Origin of the sequence: Halomonas campaniensis, assembly GCF_014193375.1 — a bacterium.
Taxonomy (GTDB): Bacteria; Pseudomonadota; Gammaproteobacteria; order Pseudomonadales; family Halomonadaceae; genus Halomonas; species Halomonas campaniensis.
In genome coordinates this window covers 1-13,565 of the sequence record NZ_JACHZF010000008.1, presented here as the reverse complement: position 1 = coordinate 13,565, position 13,565 = coordinate 1, and the positions used below count along the sequence as shown (strand labels likewise).

16 protein-coding genes and 1 tRNA gene are annotated in these 13,565 nt (G+C 58.6%); 3 read left to right on the top strand and 14 right to left on the bottom strand.

All coding sequences use genetic code 11. The annotated features are described in order from the left end of the window. Positions 1–3 precede the first annotated feature (3 nt). From BDK63_RS06445 to BDK63_RS06420, 6 genes are all read right to left on the bottom strand, one after another. On the bottom strand, positions 4–357 hold the full coding sequence (locus BDK63_RS06445; RefSeq protein WP_183330546.1) for a TusE/DsrC/DsvC family sulfur relay protein: 354 nt from the start codon (positions 355–357) through the stop codon (positions 4–6). Beyond that, positions 357–647: a sulfurtransferase complex subunit TusB gene (gene tusB, locus BDK63_RS06440; RefSeq protein WP_183330545.1), complete on the bottom strand. Its 291-nt coding sequence runs from the start codon at positions 645–647 to the stop codon at positions 357–359. The genes BDK63_RS06445 and tusB overlap by 1 nt, the downstream gene beginning before the upstream one ends. Positions 648–689: 42 nt before the next feature. Next, positions 690–1,073: a sulfurtransferase complex subunit TusC gene (tusC, locus tag BDK63_RS06435; RefSeq protein WP_183330544.1), complete on the bottom strand. Its 384-nt coding sequence runs from the start codon at positions 1,071–1,073 to the stop codon at positions 690–692. A 27-nt stretch (positions 1,074–1,100) separates the two neighbouring features. Continuing rightward, positions 1,101–1,493 (bottom strand): sulfurtransferase complex subunit TusD, encoded by a 393-nt coding sequence (tusD, locus tag BDK63_RS06430; protein ID WP_183330543.1) that lies wholly within the window; start codon positions 1,491–1,493, stop codon positions 1,101–1,103. 73 nt (positions 1,494–1,566) lie between these two features. Further along, complete coding sequence (locus tag BDK63_RS06425; RefSeq protein ID WP_183330542.1) at positions 1,567–2,235, bottom strand: Bax inhibitor-1/YccA family protein; 669 nt, start codon at positions 2,233–2,235, stop codon at positions 1,567–1,569. A 54-nt stretch (positions 2,236–2,289) separates the two neighbouring features. Next, positions 2,290–2,787: an NUDIX hydrolase gene (locus BDK63_RS06420; protein ID WP_183330541.1), complete on the bottom strand. Its 498-nt coding sequence runs from the start codon at positions 2,785–2,787 to the stop codon at positions 2,290–2,292. 117 nt (positions 2,788–2,904) lie between these two features. Here BDK63_RS06420 and BDK63_RS06415 point away from each other — a divergent pair. Then, positions 2,905–2,994: transfer RNA gene (locus tag BDK63_RS06415), tRNA-Ser, on the top strand. 542 nt (positions 2,995–3,536) lie between these two features. Here the strand turns inward: BDK63_RS06415 and BDK63_RS06410 are convergent. From BDK63_RS06410 to BDK63_RS06380, 7 genes are all read right to left on the bottom strand, one after another. Further along, entirely contained in the window at positions 3,537–4,118 is a 582-nt protein-coding gene (locus BDK63_RS06410; RefSeq protein ID WP_183330540.1) for a hypothetical protein, read from the bottom strand. After that, positions 4,118–4,411: a hypothetical protein gene (locus tag BDK63_RS06405; RefSeq protein ID WP_183330539.1), complete on the bottom strand. Its 294-nt coding sequence runs from the start codon at positions 4,409–4,411 to the stop codon at positions 4,118–4,120. The genes BDK63_RS06410 and BDK63_RS06405 overlap by 1 nt, the downstream gene beginning before the upstream one ends. 192 nt (positions 4,412–4,603) lie before the next feature. Continuing rightward, positions 4,604–5,125: a DUF5681 domain-containing protein gene (locus tag BDK63_RS06400; RefSeq protein WP_183330538.1), complete on the bottom strand. Its 522-nt coding sequence runs from the start codon at positions 5,123–5,125 to the stop codon at positions 4,604–4,606. A 402-nt stretch (positions 5,126–5,527) separates the two neighbouring features. Continuing rightward, complete coding sequence (locus BDK63_RS06395; RefSeq protein ID WP_183330537.1) at positions 5,528–8,332, bottom strand: hypothetical protein; 2,805 nt, start codon at positions 8,330–8,332, stop codon at positions 5,528–5,530. Then, complete coding sequence (locus BDK63_RS06390; RefSeq protein WP_183330536.1) at positions 8,325–8,516, bottom strand: helix-turn-helix transcriptional regulator; 192 nt, start codon at positions 8,514–8,516, stop codon at positions 8,325–8,327. The genes BDK63_RS06395 and BDK63_RS06390 overlap by 8 nt, the downstream gene beginning before the upstream one ends. Positions 8,517–8,586: 70 nt before the next feature. Further along, positions 8,587–9,261: a hypothetical protein gene (locus BDK63_RS06385; protein ID WP_183330535.1), complete on the bottom strand. Its 675-nt coding sequence runs from the start codon at positions 9,259–9,261 to the stop codon at positions 8,587–8,589. Continuing rightward, a complete protein-coding gene (locus tag BDK63_RS06380) occupies positions 9,258–10,559 on the bottom strand; it encodes a tyrosine-type recombinase/integrase (protein ID WP_183330534.1) in 1,302 nt (433 codons plus the stop codon). The genes BDK63_RS06385 and BDK63_RS06380 overlap by 4 nt, the downstream gene beginning before the upstream one ends. A 780-nt stretch (positions 10,560–11,339) precedes the next feature. Between BDK63_RS06380 and BDK63_RS06375 the strand changes: the two genes are divergently transcribed. Beyond that, entirely contained in the window at positions 11,340–11,906 is a 567-nt protein-coding gene (locus BDK63_RS06375; RefSeq protein ID WP_183330533.1) for a helix-turn-helix domain-containing protein, read from the top strand. Positions 11,907–11,915: 9 nt separating this feature from the next. After that, complete coding sequence (locus tag BDK63_RS06370) at positions 11,916–12,095, top strand: hypothetical protein (RefSeq protein ID WP_183330532.1); 180 nt, start codon at positions 11,916–11,918, stop codon at positions 12,093–12,095. Between the two features lie 7 nt (positions 12,096–12,102). On the opposite strand, the gene BDK63_RS06365 is transcribed toward BDK63_RS06370, so the two are convergent. After that, the gene (locus BDK63_RS06365) at positions 12,103–13,452 is read right to left on the bottom strand and encodes a hypothetical protein (RefSeq protein WP_183330531.1); all 1,350 of its coding nucleotides are present in this window, start codon (positions 13,450–13,452) and stop codon (positions 12,103–12,105) included. Between the last annotated feature and the right edge of the window lie 113 nt (positions 13,453–13,565).

Below are 13,565 nucleotides of genomic sequence, written 5' to 3'. Positions count from 1 at the left end.
CGCCTAGAGGCAGTTGGCCGGCTTGGGCAGGCCCGCCAGCCTGGCCGCCACCTTGGCCGGGCTGCCGGGGAACAGCCGCATCAGGTGGATGGAGCGCCCCTTCTCCGGCCCCAGGGCCAGGCCCACGGCCTTGACCAGGGGGCGCATCGCCGGAGCCTGCTCGAAGCGCGCGTAGAAGTCGCGCAGCACCTCGATCACCTCCCAGTGTTCATCGACGAGCGTCAGCCCCTCCTCGGCCGCCAGGCGCTCGGCAACCGCCGGTGACCAGTCGGCCAGCTCGACCAGGTAGCCCTCGGGGTCGAGGGCGATGTCACGGCCCTCCACCGTCAGGTGGCGTGCGATCTCCGTCGTGGCCATCAGTACCAGCTCACCGTGCGGTCCGCCTCCTCCGTCAGCAGGACGAAGCCGTCGACGTCGACCACCTGGACGGCCGGGTCGCAATGCCCCTCCAGGCCGCGCGACGCCAGGTCCTCGCGCAGGGCGAAGAGTCGCCCTTCCAGCCCCTCGAAATGGCGCACCAGCTGCGGCATGGCCCCCTGGACGCCATCCTCGATCAGCAGGAGGCGATCCTCGGGGCCGATGGCCGTCAGCGCCTGGCGATAGACCAGGCTGGTGGCGGGGGAACGATTCAGGATATGCAGCAGCATGCTCGGCTCCTCGGGCCGCGGACCGGCCCGCGGCGGGGACGGTCAGAAGGTCAGCACCAGCCTGTGCTCGGCCGGCAGGCGGGGAAGCGATTCGGCATCGAGCCGGTTCACCGGCAGCATCAGGTCCTGCTCGGCGAGACCGAAGCGTGCCAGGGCCTCGGCTTCCACCAGCAGGGTATCGATATCATACATCGCCAGCATCTCGAGGGTCGCGGCGGTCCCCTTCTGGCCCAGTGCGCCCGCCTGCTGGCCCCTGACCAGGGCAGTGACGGCCTCGCCCATGAACAGCAGCGAGACCTGCCGGCCGAAGGCCGCCGCCACCAGGGCGGCATCCAGCCCCTCGCGCAGCCAGCTCGAGCCATGGGGCCCGTGGCGCAGGATCACCAGCAGGTCGGCCACGTTCTCCCGGGTGGACTCCTCACTCATCTGCCTTGCTCCTTCAACGGTTCGGCCTCAGGGGCCGAAGGTGACCAGGCGATCGCAGCGCAACCCCAGGTCGACCAGCTGGCCAAGCCCGGTCAGCTCGAAGGGGGGCTCGACGCTGTGCCCCTGCTTGCCGTGGCGGGCCGCTTCACGCTCGTCGAGCAGGCCCCGGCGAAGCGCCGCGGCGATGCAGACCTGCAGCGGCACGCCCTGTTCACGGTTCAGGGCCTTCCAGCCATCGACGAGATGGGGTTCATCCTGCGGGGGGGCGGCGAGGCGCGCCGCGTTGTGCACGCCGTCATGGTAGAAGAAGACGCCCTCCAGGCCATGCCCCCTGGCCACCAGGGCACGGGCGAAGCGCAGGGCGGAGTGAGAGGCCTGGCGGCTGTAGGGGGCACCGAGCAGCAGGATGGCGTAGCGCATGATGAAAGTGTCTCCGCAAACAGGCTGGCCCCGCCGAGGCGGGGCCAGCCGAACCGTGCCTGAGCCTGACGGGTCAGTCGTTGCTCATGATGCCGAGCAGCGACAGCAGGCTCACGAACAGGTTGTAGATCGACACGTAGAGGGTGATGGTGGCGAGGATGTAGTTGGTCTCGCCGGCCCGGTGGACGATCTCGCTGGTCTGGTAGAGGATCGCCGCGGAGGCGAACAGCACGAAGCCGGCGGAGACCATCAGCATCAGGGTCGGGATCTGGAAGACCAGTCCCGCCACCATGGCCAGGATCAGCACGATGGCACCGGCCATCAGGAAGTTGCCCAGGAAGCTGAAGTCCTTCTTGGACACCAGCGCCACGGCGGAGAGCCCGATGAAGGTGAGGCCGGTCATGGCCAGGGCGTTCATCACCAGGGCCGCGCCATTGGGCAGCGCCAGGTAGGCGTTGAGGATCGGACCCAGGGTGAAGCCCATGAAGCCGGTGAAGGCGAAGGTGGACAGCAGGCCCAGCGCGGAGTTGGCGGTCTTGTGCACTAGGAACATCAGGCCGTAGGCGCCGATGAAGAACACCAGGATGTTCATGCGCTCGAGACCCATCGCCATGGCCGCACCGGCGGTCACGGCGGAGAACAGCAGCGTCATGGCCAGCAGGCCATAGGTGTTGCGCAGGACCTTGTTGGTGCCGACCGCCTGTGTCTGCTGGCGGCTCAGCTGAGTGTCTTGATAAGCCATGGATCCAGTGCTCCCTGTGGTCTAGTGATCTTGGCAGTTGACCTAGAATGCCGACTAGAGGTTCCCGACGCAAGACGTTGAGGCACAAGCCCTCAACGCTGTTTCCTCACCCGATCCCGACTGAAGCAGGCGCCTGGCCACCTCTGCTGCGGTCTCGCAGACGTCGGGGCCCGCCGCATCCAGCGTGGCGAGGTCCATCCAGCGCAGCTCCGTGGCATCGTCGGCGGCGGCCTCGACGCCTCCCCGCCAGCGCATGCCGATGACCACGATCACGTAGTGGGCCACCAGGCTGCCCAGGGCATCATGGTCGAACAGGTCGATGGCCGTGAGCACGACCTCGCCGATGGCCTCGACGCCGGTCTCCTCGCGCAGTTCCCGCGCGGCGGCGTCCCGGAGGCTCTCGCCGGCCTCGACCTTGCCACCGGGCAGGGCCAGTCGTCCCGCATTGGGCGGGTAGCGGCGCCGGACCATCAGGATATGGCCGTCGCGAATCAGCGCGGCCGACACCGCCGGCACCGGGCGCAGGGCGGCCTCGTCTCTGAAATCTGGCATGCTGGGCTCCCTCCTTTGCCTCCAGTGTGCCGCAGGACGCCCCGCTTGGCTAACGCCTTGATACGCTGGCGCTCTTGACCCACCCGGGAAAACTGGTAATATGCCGACCCGTGAGCCGGAGGGATGGCAGAGCGGTTGAATGCACCGGTCTTGAAAACCGGCAAGGGTTAACGCCCTTCCAGGGTTCGAATCCCTGTCCCTCCGCCATTTCTATTCCCAAAGCCCTGTTTTTACAGGGCTTTTTTATTGCCAGTCCAAACGTCCCAACATCCTTCCCAACTTTCCCAAAATGGTAGAAAACGCCTAGCCGGGCGTGGGGTTACGCTGCCCGTGCCCGTTCATTGGCCACATGGATAAGCTGCCCATGGGGGCCTCCTTCACCAGGTGATTAGGTCTAGCATCCGGTTACGCTGGCCAATGCCCTGCGCAGCCAGGCCCGCTACTACGTTGGCGCGGTCGTCAGGGCCAGCGGGTGCGGTGGTGCGCTCTAGGCGTTGCACGCGGTTTTTAATCTGTCTCATGCGTCGATACCGTTCGCGTTCAGGATTAACGCGGCTAGCTCGCGTTTGGTATCACTCTCAGCATGGCGGGCGCGGTGTCTGAGCGCGTCCACCACTTCGGGGGATAGGTTGCCGCGCCAATGTCTAGCGCGACTCTCAAGGCGTGATAAGCGCGATTGCAGTCCCATTAGGTGTAAGCCTCCACCATGGACTCGAGGGCGGCTAGGCGCCTGTCGATGCGGTGGCGGGTCACGCGCCCCGCGCCCGCTGTTGGGCGGTGAAGATGAGTTGTGCTTGATGGCCGGCGATGTTGGCAATCTCCCGAGCCAGGGTGAACGCCTGCATCACCTCGGGGTGGGCGTCCAGACTGCTACGGCCTTGCAGGCTGGGGCTCGGCTCATGTGCAGCGTCAGCAGCAGCACAGGCGCCTTTGATGGCCGCGTTGCTTGCGTTGTGCAGCCCGTCCAGCTTGGCCCGCACCTCGGCCACCTGACGCACCAGGGCGGCGAGCTCGTCATGGGCCTGACGCTCGGCCTCGAACGCATCATCCAGCGCCTTGAGCGCCTTTTGATGGGCCGGCTTGGCATCCTGGGCGGCGGCTTCGATGCGCTGCTCCTCGAGGATCTCCAGGCGGTCACGGGCGATACCGGCGGCGCGAACCTGACGCTCCACCTCTACCGTGGCCACATCGGCGGCGGCCATATCACCAGCGGCGAGCGCATCTTGATACGCCTGACGGGCCTGCTCCTCGAGGGCGGTGGCCTGCTCCTCAGCCTCTACTGCCTGGGCCAGCTGGGCGTCGATCTTGGCGGTGGCGGTTTGCTTGGCCATTAGCGTTGGCCTCCCTTGCCGGTCGATTTCTTCCATTGGTTTTTCATATCAGCGGCGGCTGCATCTTGCTGGGCGCGGCTGATTTCGTGCGCTCGTTCCCGGCTTGTCGGCTGGGGTCGCTTGTCAGCGGCATCGGTGCGGGTGCCGGCATAGGTCGCATCGGCGTCGAAGATCACAGCGGCTTGCAGGGCGTCGGCCACGATGCTCTCGAGTTGCTGCCGGGGCAGGGTGTGATTACTGGCAATGGCGCCCACCACATGCGCGGTACGGGCGGGGGAATGCTGGATGGTCATTTACGGTTCCTCGGGGTCTGCTGAGTCTTGGCGCGATGCTTGGGCGATTCATGCGGAAGGCGGCCACCTTGGCGGGCCTGGCCGCCGGCGCGTGACTTGGTGTGGTTTGATGCTGATAGCGTGATGTTTGTCTTCACGGGGCCTTCCTCCAGGCAGTCGGGTCAGGGCAATCGGGCGCGTCCGGGTCGCCGGTCACGGTGTGGTAGAAGTCGCGGTAGAGGCCGATGAAAAACTCGTTGGCTGTTTGGCGTGGCTGTGGCTGTCGGGGATCCAGGGCGGCCAGGCGGTGGGCGGGTTGGCTACCCCATTGGCGGATTCCTCCAGGGCGGCCAGACGGCGCTCCAGCTCGTCAATCTCAGTGATTCGGGCCACCTGCCCGAGAGCGCCCACCAACTGCGCAGCGACATCGGCGGGAATCTCTCCAGCGGCGGCACTATCCACCAGGCGGCGGGAGACGCCAGCCAGCCCCTCGGCCCCGTCAAGATCCACATGGATCGGTGCCGGCTGCGGTTTCAGTGACGGCGATATGCGGTCAAGGCAGATCCGCAACGCCTGGGCATCGCCAGCCAGGGCCATCTCTACGGCTTTGCTCGCCAGTGCCGGCCCATGCTCGGCCAGCTGCCGGCGGAGTTCGGTTGTTGCCGACTTCGGGCGCCCGTTCGGGTTGCCGCTGGTGCCTGGCTTGAATCGCCCATCGGGTAATCGTTCAGTCATTTGGGATACCTCATTAGCCTGTTCCTTATTATAGCATGAAGCTATCAAGAGCAACAAATAGATAAACAGGAGCTATCATGGAAAAGTCAAGATAAGATTTAAAAATTGAGTTCAATTTCTTGCCGATGCCTTAGCGGCCTGCTCTGAGCGTGGGGATCAGGCGGTGGAGTGGGGTGCGGCGCCATGGATGCCGTAAACGCTTGATTTATAAGACTCTCACTTTTCGGGGCAGTCTTCTGTCCGGTGGTGGATGCAGTATGGTGAGTTTGGTGAGTATGATTCCCCCCCAAATACTATCGACATAGACTTCTATGAGTAGCTCATGACGGGTAGAAACAAACTCACCATACTCACCAAACTGCACATCTTGACGAAAAAAGGGGCCTTTCGGCCCCTCAGTTGCTACAGCTTCTCAATTATCCATGCGGTTTCCCGCGACCGCCCCTGCCGCTTCCGCAAGCGTCGGCCATTGCATACCCGGTCGGCTCGGAATTGCAGGACCTTGCCGATGCCACGGGCAGTGAGTTGCCGGCCTGTCCGGTACTCCTCCAGCGTATCGGCAAGCGTTTGTTGCTCGTCACCGGGTATCGGCTCGAATCCGACACGGCCCGCATCGGCACAGCGGTCTAGTACCCGCTTGATGTCCTTGCTCGAGAAAGGCTCAGTGCCGAAAACATCAGCCAGTGACGACAACAGCGCGTCGAGTTGCTCTTGCTCAGGGTCGGCGGCTTGGGCGGCGTCTACAGCTTCCATCGGGTCGGCATACTCGCCTAGCAAGTCGAACTCTCGGCTAATCCAGGCGACAGGCTGCCTCACCAGTGAATCCCAGCCCTCGAAGCTGGCCATGCTGCCGGCGGCTGGCGCTGCACCGGATAACAGCCAACCGCGAACGATGGTCAGGGCGTCGGCTATCATGCGCTGGCGATGACGTTTGCAGTACGCCTCGGGGTCAAGGTCAAAGCGTCGAGCGAACGGCCTATCCATCTCCGGGTCAATCCGACACTTGAGCACACGGCGCGGCAAATCGCCGGCAAGCGTCAGGTTGTTGCCGGTCAACAGCCATATAGCCTTGTTCGGGACGTTGGCGGCGCCAGTCTTGCCTAGAATCCGGTCGGAGTAGTGATGCGACGTTAGAGCCCCGGCCAGCGCAGCACTATCAAACACGCCGATGACGTTATCCCAAATCACAGCACGGGTGCCGGTCATCAGAATGGTCATGATGCGCTTGCGGATCTCCTCATCGTCGCGGGCGTGAGTATGCGGCCAGACAGTCGGCACGGTGCCGAGCGACAGCACTGCAATACACTTCGCCAGCAGCGTCTTTCCGCTGCCCTGAACGGGCGCATCGAAGCCAATGGCGGGCGCGGTGTCCAGCACCGGCCGAACAGCAGCCGTCAGCAGCGCCGCCAGCAGAACGCCACGATCCACCGGCCCGACTAGCGGGAAGTCGGAGAACGGGAGCATCAGCCGCTCGAGTGCCTGCCCTACCTCTTCGGTAGTCGGCTGGGCCGGCACCGGGTAGAGGTCATCGCTATCGGCCTCGAGTAGCAGCCCGGTCAACTCGTCGAAGCCCGGTTGATTTAGGATCGAGCCATCGGGCCGGAGTGTCGGTGCGGTGATGACGCCTTCAAGACGCTTGAGCCGGCGGCGCTCCCCCAGCGACAGCAACTGTTTAGCAATCGCGGTCGGCGGATCTTCCAGCACCTCGACCATTTGTCCCTTGGGCATGCGGTGCAGCCGCCAGAATTGAGTAGTACCGCCGAGCCAGTGCTTTAGTGAATGCTCGTCCATCGGGTGAACCTGCCCAGCGTTCACAGTGACCAGCGGCCCACCAAAGTCGAACACATCGGGCGCCCTACGCATCAGCGCCAGCACCTGCTCGACCGCATCCACGGTGCGGCCCTTCACCAGCTCCACACGGGCAGGCGGGCGTGTCAGTTTGAAGGTGCGGCCACCATGCGCGAATGAGTAGAGGCGCGGTCGGCTGCCCATCAAGTACAGCTTGCCGACGACCTTCCCGCCCTGATAATCCGGTTCTACCGGGTCAAGCGTCAGGCAGCCGTGATACCGCTCGGGATTGTCGAGCACATCGCCCACGGTAGTGGCGAGCCGCTGCCCATCCACGTCGATAACCAACGGGAAGTCGCCGGCGAGCGTGTCATGGTCCAGGGCTCGGCAGACGACGGCCCGACAGTGTTCTAGCCTTTCGTCATCGGCATCAGCGCCAGCCATCTCGATAGCGCGATCCTCGAGATACGCCTCCCGCACTGCGAATGCCTCGGGCTTGGCTTCGCGCTTGGCCTCGAGAATCGCCCTTTCAGCAGCCGCGACGGTCGCCGGGTCGGGGTCGGGAATAACCGCTCGGGTATCCATGACGGGAGCGCCATCAAGTAGCACCGGATGCCCTCTGCGCTGCTCTAGCGGTGCCATGCAGGCAGCACCAGCAGCGAAGTCGAGCCGGTTGGCCTGCCAGACACTGCTATCAATCAAGGTTCGCTTGAGTAGCTGGCCGGCGGCGCCTACCTCAATGCGTCCATACCCCGCCGCCCAAAGATAGGTTTCCAGGGCTTCGCCTGCGCGGGGAATATCGCCGGCATCCTGGGCGATCCAGTACAGGCGTTGTCCGCGCAGCCCGGTCAAATCCTCTCCGGTATCGCTGCGGGTGATATGGCTCGACGATGACGGCCACCACAGGGCGGCGTACTCGGCCAGGGCTGGCACCGCTGCATATAGGCTGGCGAGTAGCGCCTCCCGGTCGAGTACACCGGCGCCAGCACCAGGGTCATAGTCATTCATCATGACGCCAGCGCCAGCCGGCCAGGAAAAGGCCTCTTTCGACCTCGGCACCGCATCATCAGGGCGGCCCGTCTTGAGCCATTGGCTTTTGGTCACGATCTTGACGTTATCGCGCTCGGGTACGCCATACGTCAGCGCCTGGGCAGGCGATAATGACGATAGCAGCGCCGCGAACTCTGGCAAGCTCGATACGGTGACGATTTCACTATTACCAGACACCAACTCACCGCCGGGCGGCTTGACCAACTCGCCGTTGTCATCGAGCCGGTAATGCTTGGCCAGATAGGCAGGTTTGATTGAGTTGATGATGGTCAGCGCAGCCATATTGCTGGTATCATTGGCGGTAGACGACATATCTTGAGCCTCGCCAGTGGTGCCAGCCACGGCGGGGCCTTTCTTTGCATCAAGCATGGGCTGCCACCTCCCGGCTCTCTTCCCACGCTTCAACGTCTGACGCGCGCCAGCGGGTGCAGCCTGGGGAAAGTTTAACGGGCCGGGGGAACTGGCCACGGCGCACCCAACGCCAGATAGAGCTAGTGCTGGTGGCGTAGCGGTCGGCTACCTGCTGAACGGTTAAATAGGTTTCGTGGGTCATAGTCCCGCACCTCGTTTCATTGAATGGCAACGGGTGCAGGTTGACTAGGGGGGTCGGACAGAAAGGGGGGTTACTGTCCTGCTTTCCTGTAATACCGCTTCAAAAAGGCGGATTTCTTTATTTCGCCAAGGCGCTGGCCATTCTCTAGGTCTTCCGCGCAAAGGGTGTCCCCATCGCGGTAAACACAAAAGGCTGCGGCGTCTGTCTCGAACTCCCACGCGCTATAGGACGTTGGCAACTTGTCCCATGCCTTATCCTTGGTCAGGCCCTCAGCCTCTTTAGCCAAGCTGTTGGCGGCCATCTCGGCCCACTCCTTACGCTTGGGGGCCTTCCCGCCTTTACTACCGCTTGCCGTGCTTTTGCGCTTGCTGCGCAGCCCGTCTATAGCCGTGGGTGCCCCTACCTCTTCCATATCCGTGGCGGCGGTCGCCTGCTGGTGTATCGCCTCGGCTAGGGTGTTCTGCTGGGCCATAAAGCCGTTGATAAGAGCAGCGGCCTCCGGGGCTATCCTGTCCCCCCCCGACGCTCGGCTCCACTCTTTTTCTACCCTGCTACGAAGGTCTGCGGCCCACTCTCTCTGAAGGTCGGCCATCAGGTGCAGCCCCTCCCGTCCTGACACCTCCCCGCCTTGGGCTATCTCATCCTCGAAGCGGTCAAGGTTGCGAAGGTGCCAGCGCCGCACCTCTTCCGGGTCATGCGGGTTGAACTCTAGCGGGGTGCCGTCGCTCGCCTTCCATTCGCTCATGCCTTCGCCTCCTTGCGAATCGGGGTCACGGTGCCTTTTGCTGGCGCTTGGTCGGCCAGGTAGTCGGCCCAATCGGTCATCAGGTGGCGGCGCTTGTCCAGCATATCGCCACGGCGGTAGGCGGCTTCGGCAGCGTTGCGGATGGTATGGGCCAGGGCTTGCTCTATGGCCCCGCCAGGGTAGGCGGTGCGCTCCCCTGCCCAATCGCGGAAGGTGGAACGGAAGCCGTGCTGGGTTATCACGCGGTCGCCTTGGCGTGGGTCGATGTAGCCGGGCGCGTCTTTGTCCTTTTCCTTGGCGCTGGCGTGCATCCGCTTGATAACGGCGGCCAGGGTAGAGTCTGACATTTGCCCCCCACGCGGGGCCGGGAATACCAGCTCGTTACCCTCAAAGCGTGGCAGGGCTTCCAGCAGGGCCACGGCGGCGGGGGAAAGGGGAACGCGGTGTTCACGCTTGGCTTTCATGCGGGCGGCGGGAATGATCCACACCAGCTCGGCTAGGTCGATTTCCCGCCAGGTGGCCCCCCGTATTTCGTTGGATCGCGCGGCGGTGAGAATGGCGAACTCCAACGCCTTGGCGGCCAGCCCGTCACGGGCGCGAAGGTCGGCCATAAACTCGGCAGCGCGGGCGTATGGCAGCGCGGCATGATTCTTGGCCCCCTTCACCTTAGCCGGGGCTGGCAGCACTGCATCAAGGTTGCCTTTCCAGCGGGCCGGGTTATCCCCGCTGCGGTGGCCGTGAACGGTCGCCCACGCTATCACCGCCTCGATGCGCTGGCGCACGCGGGTCATGGTTTCGGTCTTGGTTTCCCACTCCGGCTCTAACACCTTGATAACGGCGGCTAGGTCTACGTCCTTCACCGCCATTTTCCCCAGCAGGGGGAAGGCGTAGGTCTTCAGGGTGTTTTCCCATTGCTGGGCGTGCTTCGGGTTGCGGGCCTCGGCCTGCTTTTTCTCTATTACCTTGGCGGCGGCCTGCTCGAAGGTGATTTCTTGCACCTGCTGGGCTAGCAGCTTGCTCCGGGCTCCCTTCCGCTCGGCTACCGGGTCGATGCCTTCCTTGATATTACGCTTGGCCTCGCGGGCGTCTTCACGCGCCTGGGCCAGGGGAACGTCTGGAAAGCCCCCAAGCCCAATATCCCGGCGCTTGGCCCCTACCTGGGCGCGAAGAATCCAAGATCGCGCGCCGGTATCCCTTACGATAAGATGCAGGCCCGCCACCCCACCCACGGCGTAGAAGCCCGCCTGGGTCAGGCGGCGAACTTCGGCGGCACTTAGCTCTTTAGCTACTCTGGGCATGGTGTTTGGCTCCCAACGTCTATCCCAACATAAAAGATAGCATTGGATGCCACAGAATGCCACAAGGTGAAACAGGGGAAGGACGGATTAACCGACTAACCTGCTGAAGTTAAAAGGTTTATTGAAACACAATGCAACGGCTTGGAACCTGATTCCGGCGGGCTGTCCCTCCGCCAGATCTGAAAAAGCCCCGCAAATCAACAGGTTGCGGGGCTTTTTCTTTTTCGAATTGTCCCAACCTTTTGCCCCAAAATCTTCCTGCATCTATATGCCCTACTAAGCCGTCTTATGGCTACACCCTGCCCATCGCCCTAGCCACACCCACAAAACCGCTCAGGCGAGCTTTTAGAGCCTTCTAGCTGTGGTAGGTAGCTATCACCACAAAACTGAAAGGCTAACGATAGAGAAAGCCAATTCCTCCTTGCTCAATAGCCAAGGGGCGAAGCCCCGCAGTGAGTGAGCGAAGCGAACGAGAGCCCGCAGGGCGGTAGAGTCGAAAACAAAGAGATGCCCGCGAGAGCGGGCTTGGTGTCGTTTTCAATAAAAAAATGCTTGTTTTTTGACAAAATCACCAGCCCACTAACTAATACTCTATAAGCAAAAAAAAATAAAAGTTATTTTCAAAGGAAAAGAGCTGGAAATATGGAAAATAGAGTTTGGATAATATCCAAAGTCTTTGTGATAATATCCAAACTGTGATATAATGGTCGAACTTTAAAGGCACTTGCCAGAGTGCCTTGGATTTTTTAAGAGATTTCACTTAATCAAGGAGACTAAGTTATGGACAATAATAACACAAAAAACAAAAAAGATCAAAAAGAAGATTCAAAGACAAAGGTTGGATTTCAAAAGTTCGCCTTTTTTAGCTTCGACAAGGAGGGGTATGTTATGAGACTTAGAAAATATGAAACAGCAGTCAGGAGAAGAATAAAGCAGCTTAGAGAGAATAAAAAAATGGTTTCGAATAAAGAAGCTCTTCAGAGTATTGAAAAAGAAATCAAGACCTTGAAGGGAAAGTTGCTAAACAACACAGACAATGCTGTTCTTTATTACTTCATCGAGCATATCGACTACGACAACAAAGTTGATATGGATAAAGTTAAAAAGACACAAAAGGCAATAGCAGATGAGCTATGTTTAGACAATGCAGAGGTGTCAAGAGCTTTCAAAAAACTAAAGGAGCTTAATTTAATTAGCTTCTCGAAGTCAGGGCATGCTCTAGAAAAGATTTGGGTGTCGCCATTTATTTTATGGAGAGGTGGGGCAGGAGCACACTACAAACTAATGAAAGAGCTTAGAGAAGAGTTTAGAGGAATTCCTTTCGAGACAAAGCTTAAAGCAGCATAAGGAGGCTATATGGAGGCAATGCTCTGCGATTTATTCAGTGAAAAACCAAGCGATACCGCCAAGGTTGTCGAGGGCGGTATTGTATTAAAGATGGAAGGGGATGGCTTTGTGTATTATAACAAGCAAGCCATTCTTGAAAGCAAAAATGAGTTATTGAAAGCGGAAATACTGGATATGAGGGGCTATTAAATGCCCCTTACATAGAAAAGCCTTGGGTGTTTTTTAGGCTTTTCTTCTTGTTTTCTTGCTCTATTTCTTGCTCTTTTTCTACCTGCCCTTCCTTCTCAAAATCTATTTCGGCCTCGAATTCCTTATCAATATCGGATTTTTCTATGCTATCAAACTTGCTAGCTATTCCAGTTGATAAAGCTAGCCTTCTACTAACTTCGCCAACAATTTTTCCAAAGAGTCCATCCTCTCCGAAAAATCTATTGAAAGCTGATTCTCTAGCTCTTCTTGCCTTTCGGCAATCACTTTCAAATGTTTCCAAATCGATGCCCTCTTCTTCCTCGAAAAAATCTGTTCCTCTCGTATTTTCTTGTTCTCTTCTCTCAACAAATTGCTCTCTTCCCTCAGTTCTTTTATTTCCCTTTTCGTTGATTTCATCAACTCTTGGTGCTCTTCTATAAACTTCGATATTGATTCCTTCATATATTTGTCCATTTTCAACCTCCTTGTTGTATTTTTTGGTCAATTCTTCTTTTTTATAAATCATATGCTTTTGGTATTTCTCTTTCTGTGCTTGTATTTTCTCCAACCTTTCATTCTCATACTTTTCCATTAACTCTTTTCTATAATCTTCGCTTGAGAATTTTTTATAATCGGCCTTTTCTTCAAACAGTTCGCCTTTCAATCTCACTGGTTTATCTGTTTGTGGATTGATTACCGATATTGCTGTTTTTATCTTCCTTGAAACTTTCAACCCTCTTTGATTTTCAAGATAACCCGTCAAATCATCTCTATTTTCAAACTGGTCGTTTGCAGCCATTATCTCCAACTCTTCAACCAAATCTTTTTTAAAATCTCTTCTCCTTGATTCAGTCTTTCCAAAATCGGCGGGAGCATACTCTTGAAAAAACTCTGGGATAAAATATCTTCTTTTGTCTGGTGAGCCAGGATTTGAAAACCCGTTCTCATAATTAACAATATCTTTCCAAGCATTAACTCTTGAATAATCAGCCTTATGAAAATAAGGTGTTAGGCTTTTTCCACTTCTCAATTCTTCTTTGGCAAAAAGAAAGTTGAGCTCGATGTTTCCTTTATCTTCATGTAAAACCCATACTCCGCAATATTGATCTTTGTCTAATCCTGGGAACAAGGTTTCTTCAAAACCATCCATTATTTCTTGTAGCTTCTCATTGACTGCTTTTTCACTGCCAAACTTCTTTATTAAGTCTTCTCTGGTTTCTTCAAAATACAAGCCACCACTCGTATACTTTCCCGCCTGATTACCAAAACCAACGATTTGCTCAAAGTCCTTTGTTGAACCGCTCAAAAGCACTGGATCAACCGCTCTATTTTGGCCTGTGTGGTCTTTTTTACCCATCAGGTAGCCTGTGGCACCCGATGCCTGTCAAGATTGTTGGAACCTGGAATCAGGCGGCTTCTAATCGCTGATCGCGTTGAACCAGCGGGTCTTCCTGGTCCGGGTTCAGCCAG

Coding starts and splice junctions, on each gene's coding strand:
- BDK63_RS06445 (WP_183330546.1), bottom strand. CDS start 357: ATGGCCACGACGGAGATCGCACGCCACCTGACGGTGGAGGGCCGTGAC.
- tusB (WP_183330545.1), bottom strand. CDS start 647: ATGCTGCTGCATATCCTGAATCGTTCCCCCGCCACCAGCCTGGTCTAT.
- tusC (WP_183330544.1), bottom strand. CDS start 1,073: ATGAGTGAGGAGTCCACCCGGGAGAACGTGGCCGACCTGCTGGTGATC.
- tusD (WP_183330543.1), bottom strand. CDS start 1,493: ATGCGCTACGCCATCCTGCTGCTCGGTGCCCCCTACAGCCGCCAGGCC.
- BDK63_RS06425 (WP_183330542.1), bottom strand. CDS start 2,235: ATGGCTTATCAAGACACTCAGCTGAGCCGCCAGCAGACACAGGCGGTC.
- BDK63_RS06420 (WP_183330541.1), bottom strand. CDS start 2,787: ATGCCAGATTTCAGAGACGAGGCCGCCCTGCGCCCGGTGCCGGCGGTG.
- BDK63_RS06410 (WP_183330540.1), bottom strand. CDS start 4,118: ATGGCCAAGCAAACCGCCACCGCCAAGATCGACGCCCAGCTGGCCCAG.
- BDK63_RS06405 (WP_183330539.1), bottom strand. CDS start 4,411: ATGACCATCCAGCATTCCCCCGCCCGTACCGCGCATGTGGTGGGCGCC.
- BDK63_RS06400 (WP_183330538.1), bottom strand. CDS start 5,125: ATGACTGAACGATTACCCGATGGGCGATTCAAGCCAGGCACCAGCGGC.
- BDK63_RS06395 (WP_183330537.1), bottom strand. CDS start 8,332: ATGCTTGATGCAAAGAAAGGCCCCGCCGTGGCTGGCACCACTGGCGAG.
- BDK63_RS06390 (WP_183330536.1), bottom strand. CDS start 8,516: ATGACCCACGAAACCTATTTAACCGTTCAGCAGGTAGCCGACCGCTAC.
- BDK63_RS06385 (WP_183330535.1), bottom strand. CDS start 9,261: ATGAGCGAATGGAAGGCGAGCGACGGCACCCCGCTAGAGTTCAACCCG.
- BDK63_RS06380 (WP_183330534.1), bottom strand. CDS start 10,559: ATGCCCAGAGTAGCTAAAGAGCTAAGTGCCGCCGAAGTTCGCCGCCTG.
- BDK63_RS06375 (WP_183330533.1), top strand. CDS start 11,340: ATGGACAATAATAACACAAAAAACAAAAAAGATCAAAAAGAAGATTCA.
- BDK63_RS06370 (WP_183330532.1), top strand. CDS start 11,916: ATGGAGGCAATGCTCTGCGATTTATTCAGTGAAAAACCAAGCGATACC.
- BDK63_RS06365 (WP_183330531.1), bottom strand. CDS start 13,452: ATGGGTAAAAAAGACCACACAGGCCAAAATAGAGCGGTTGATCCAGTG.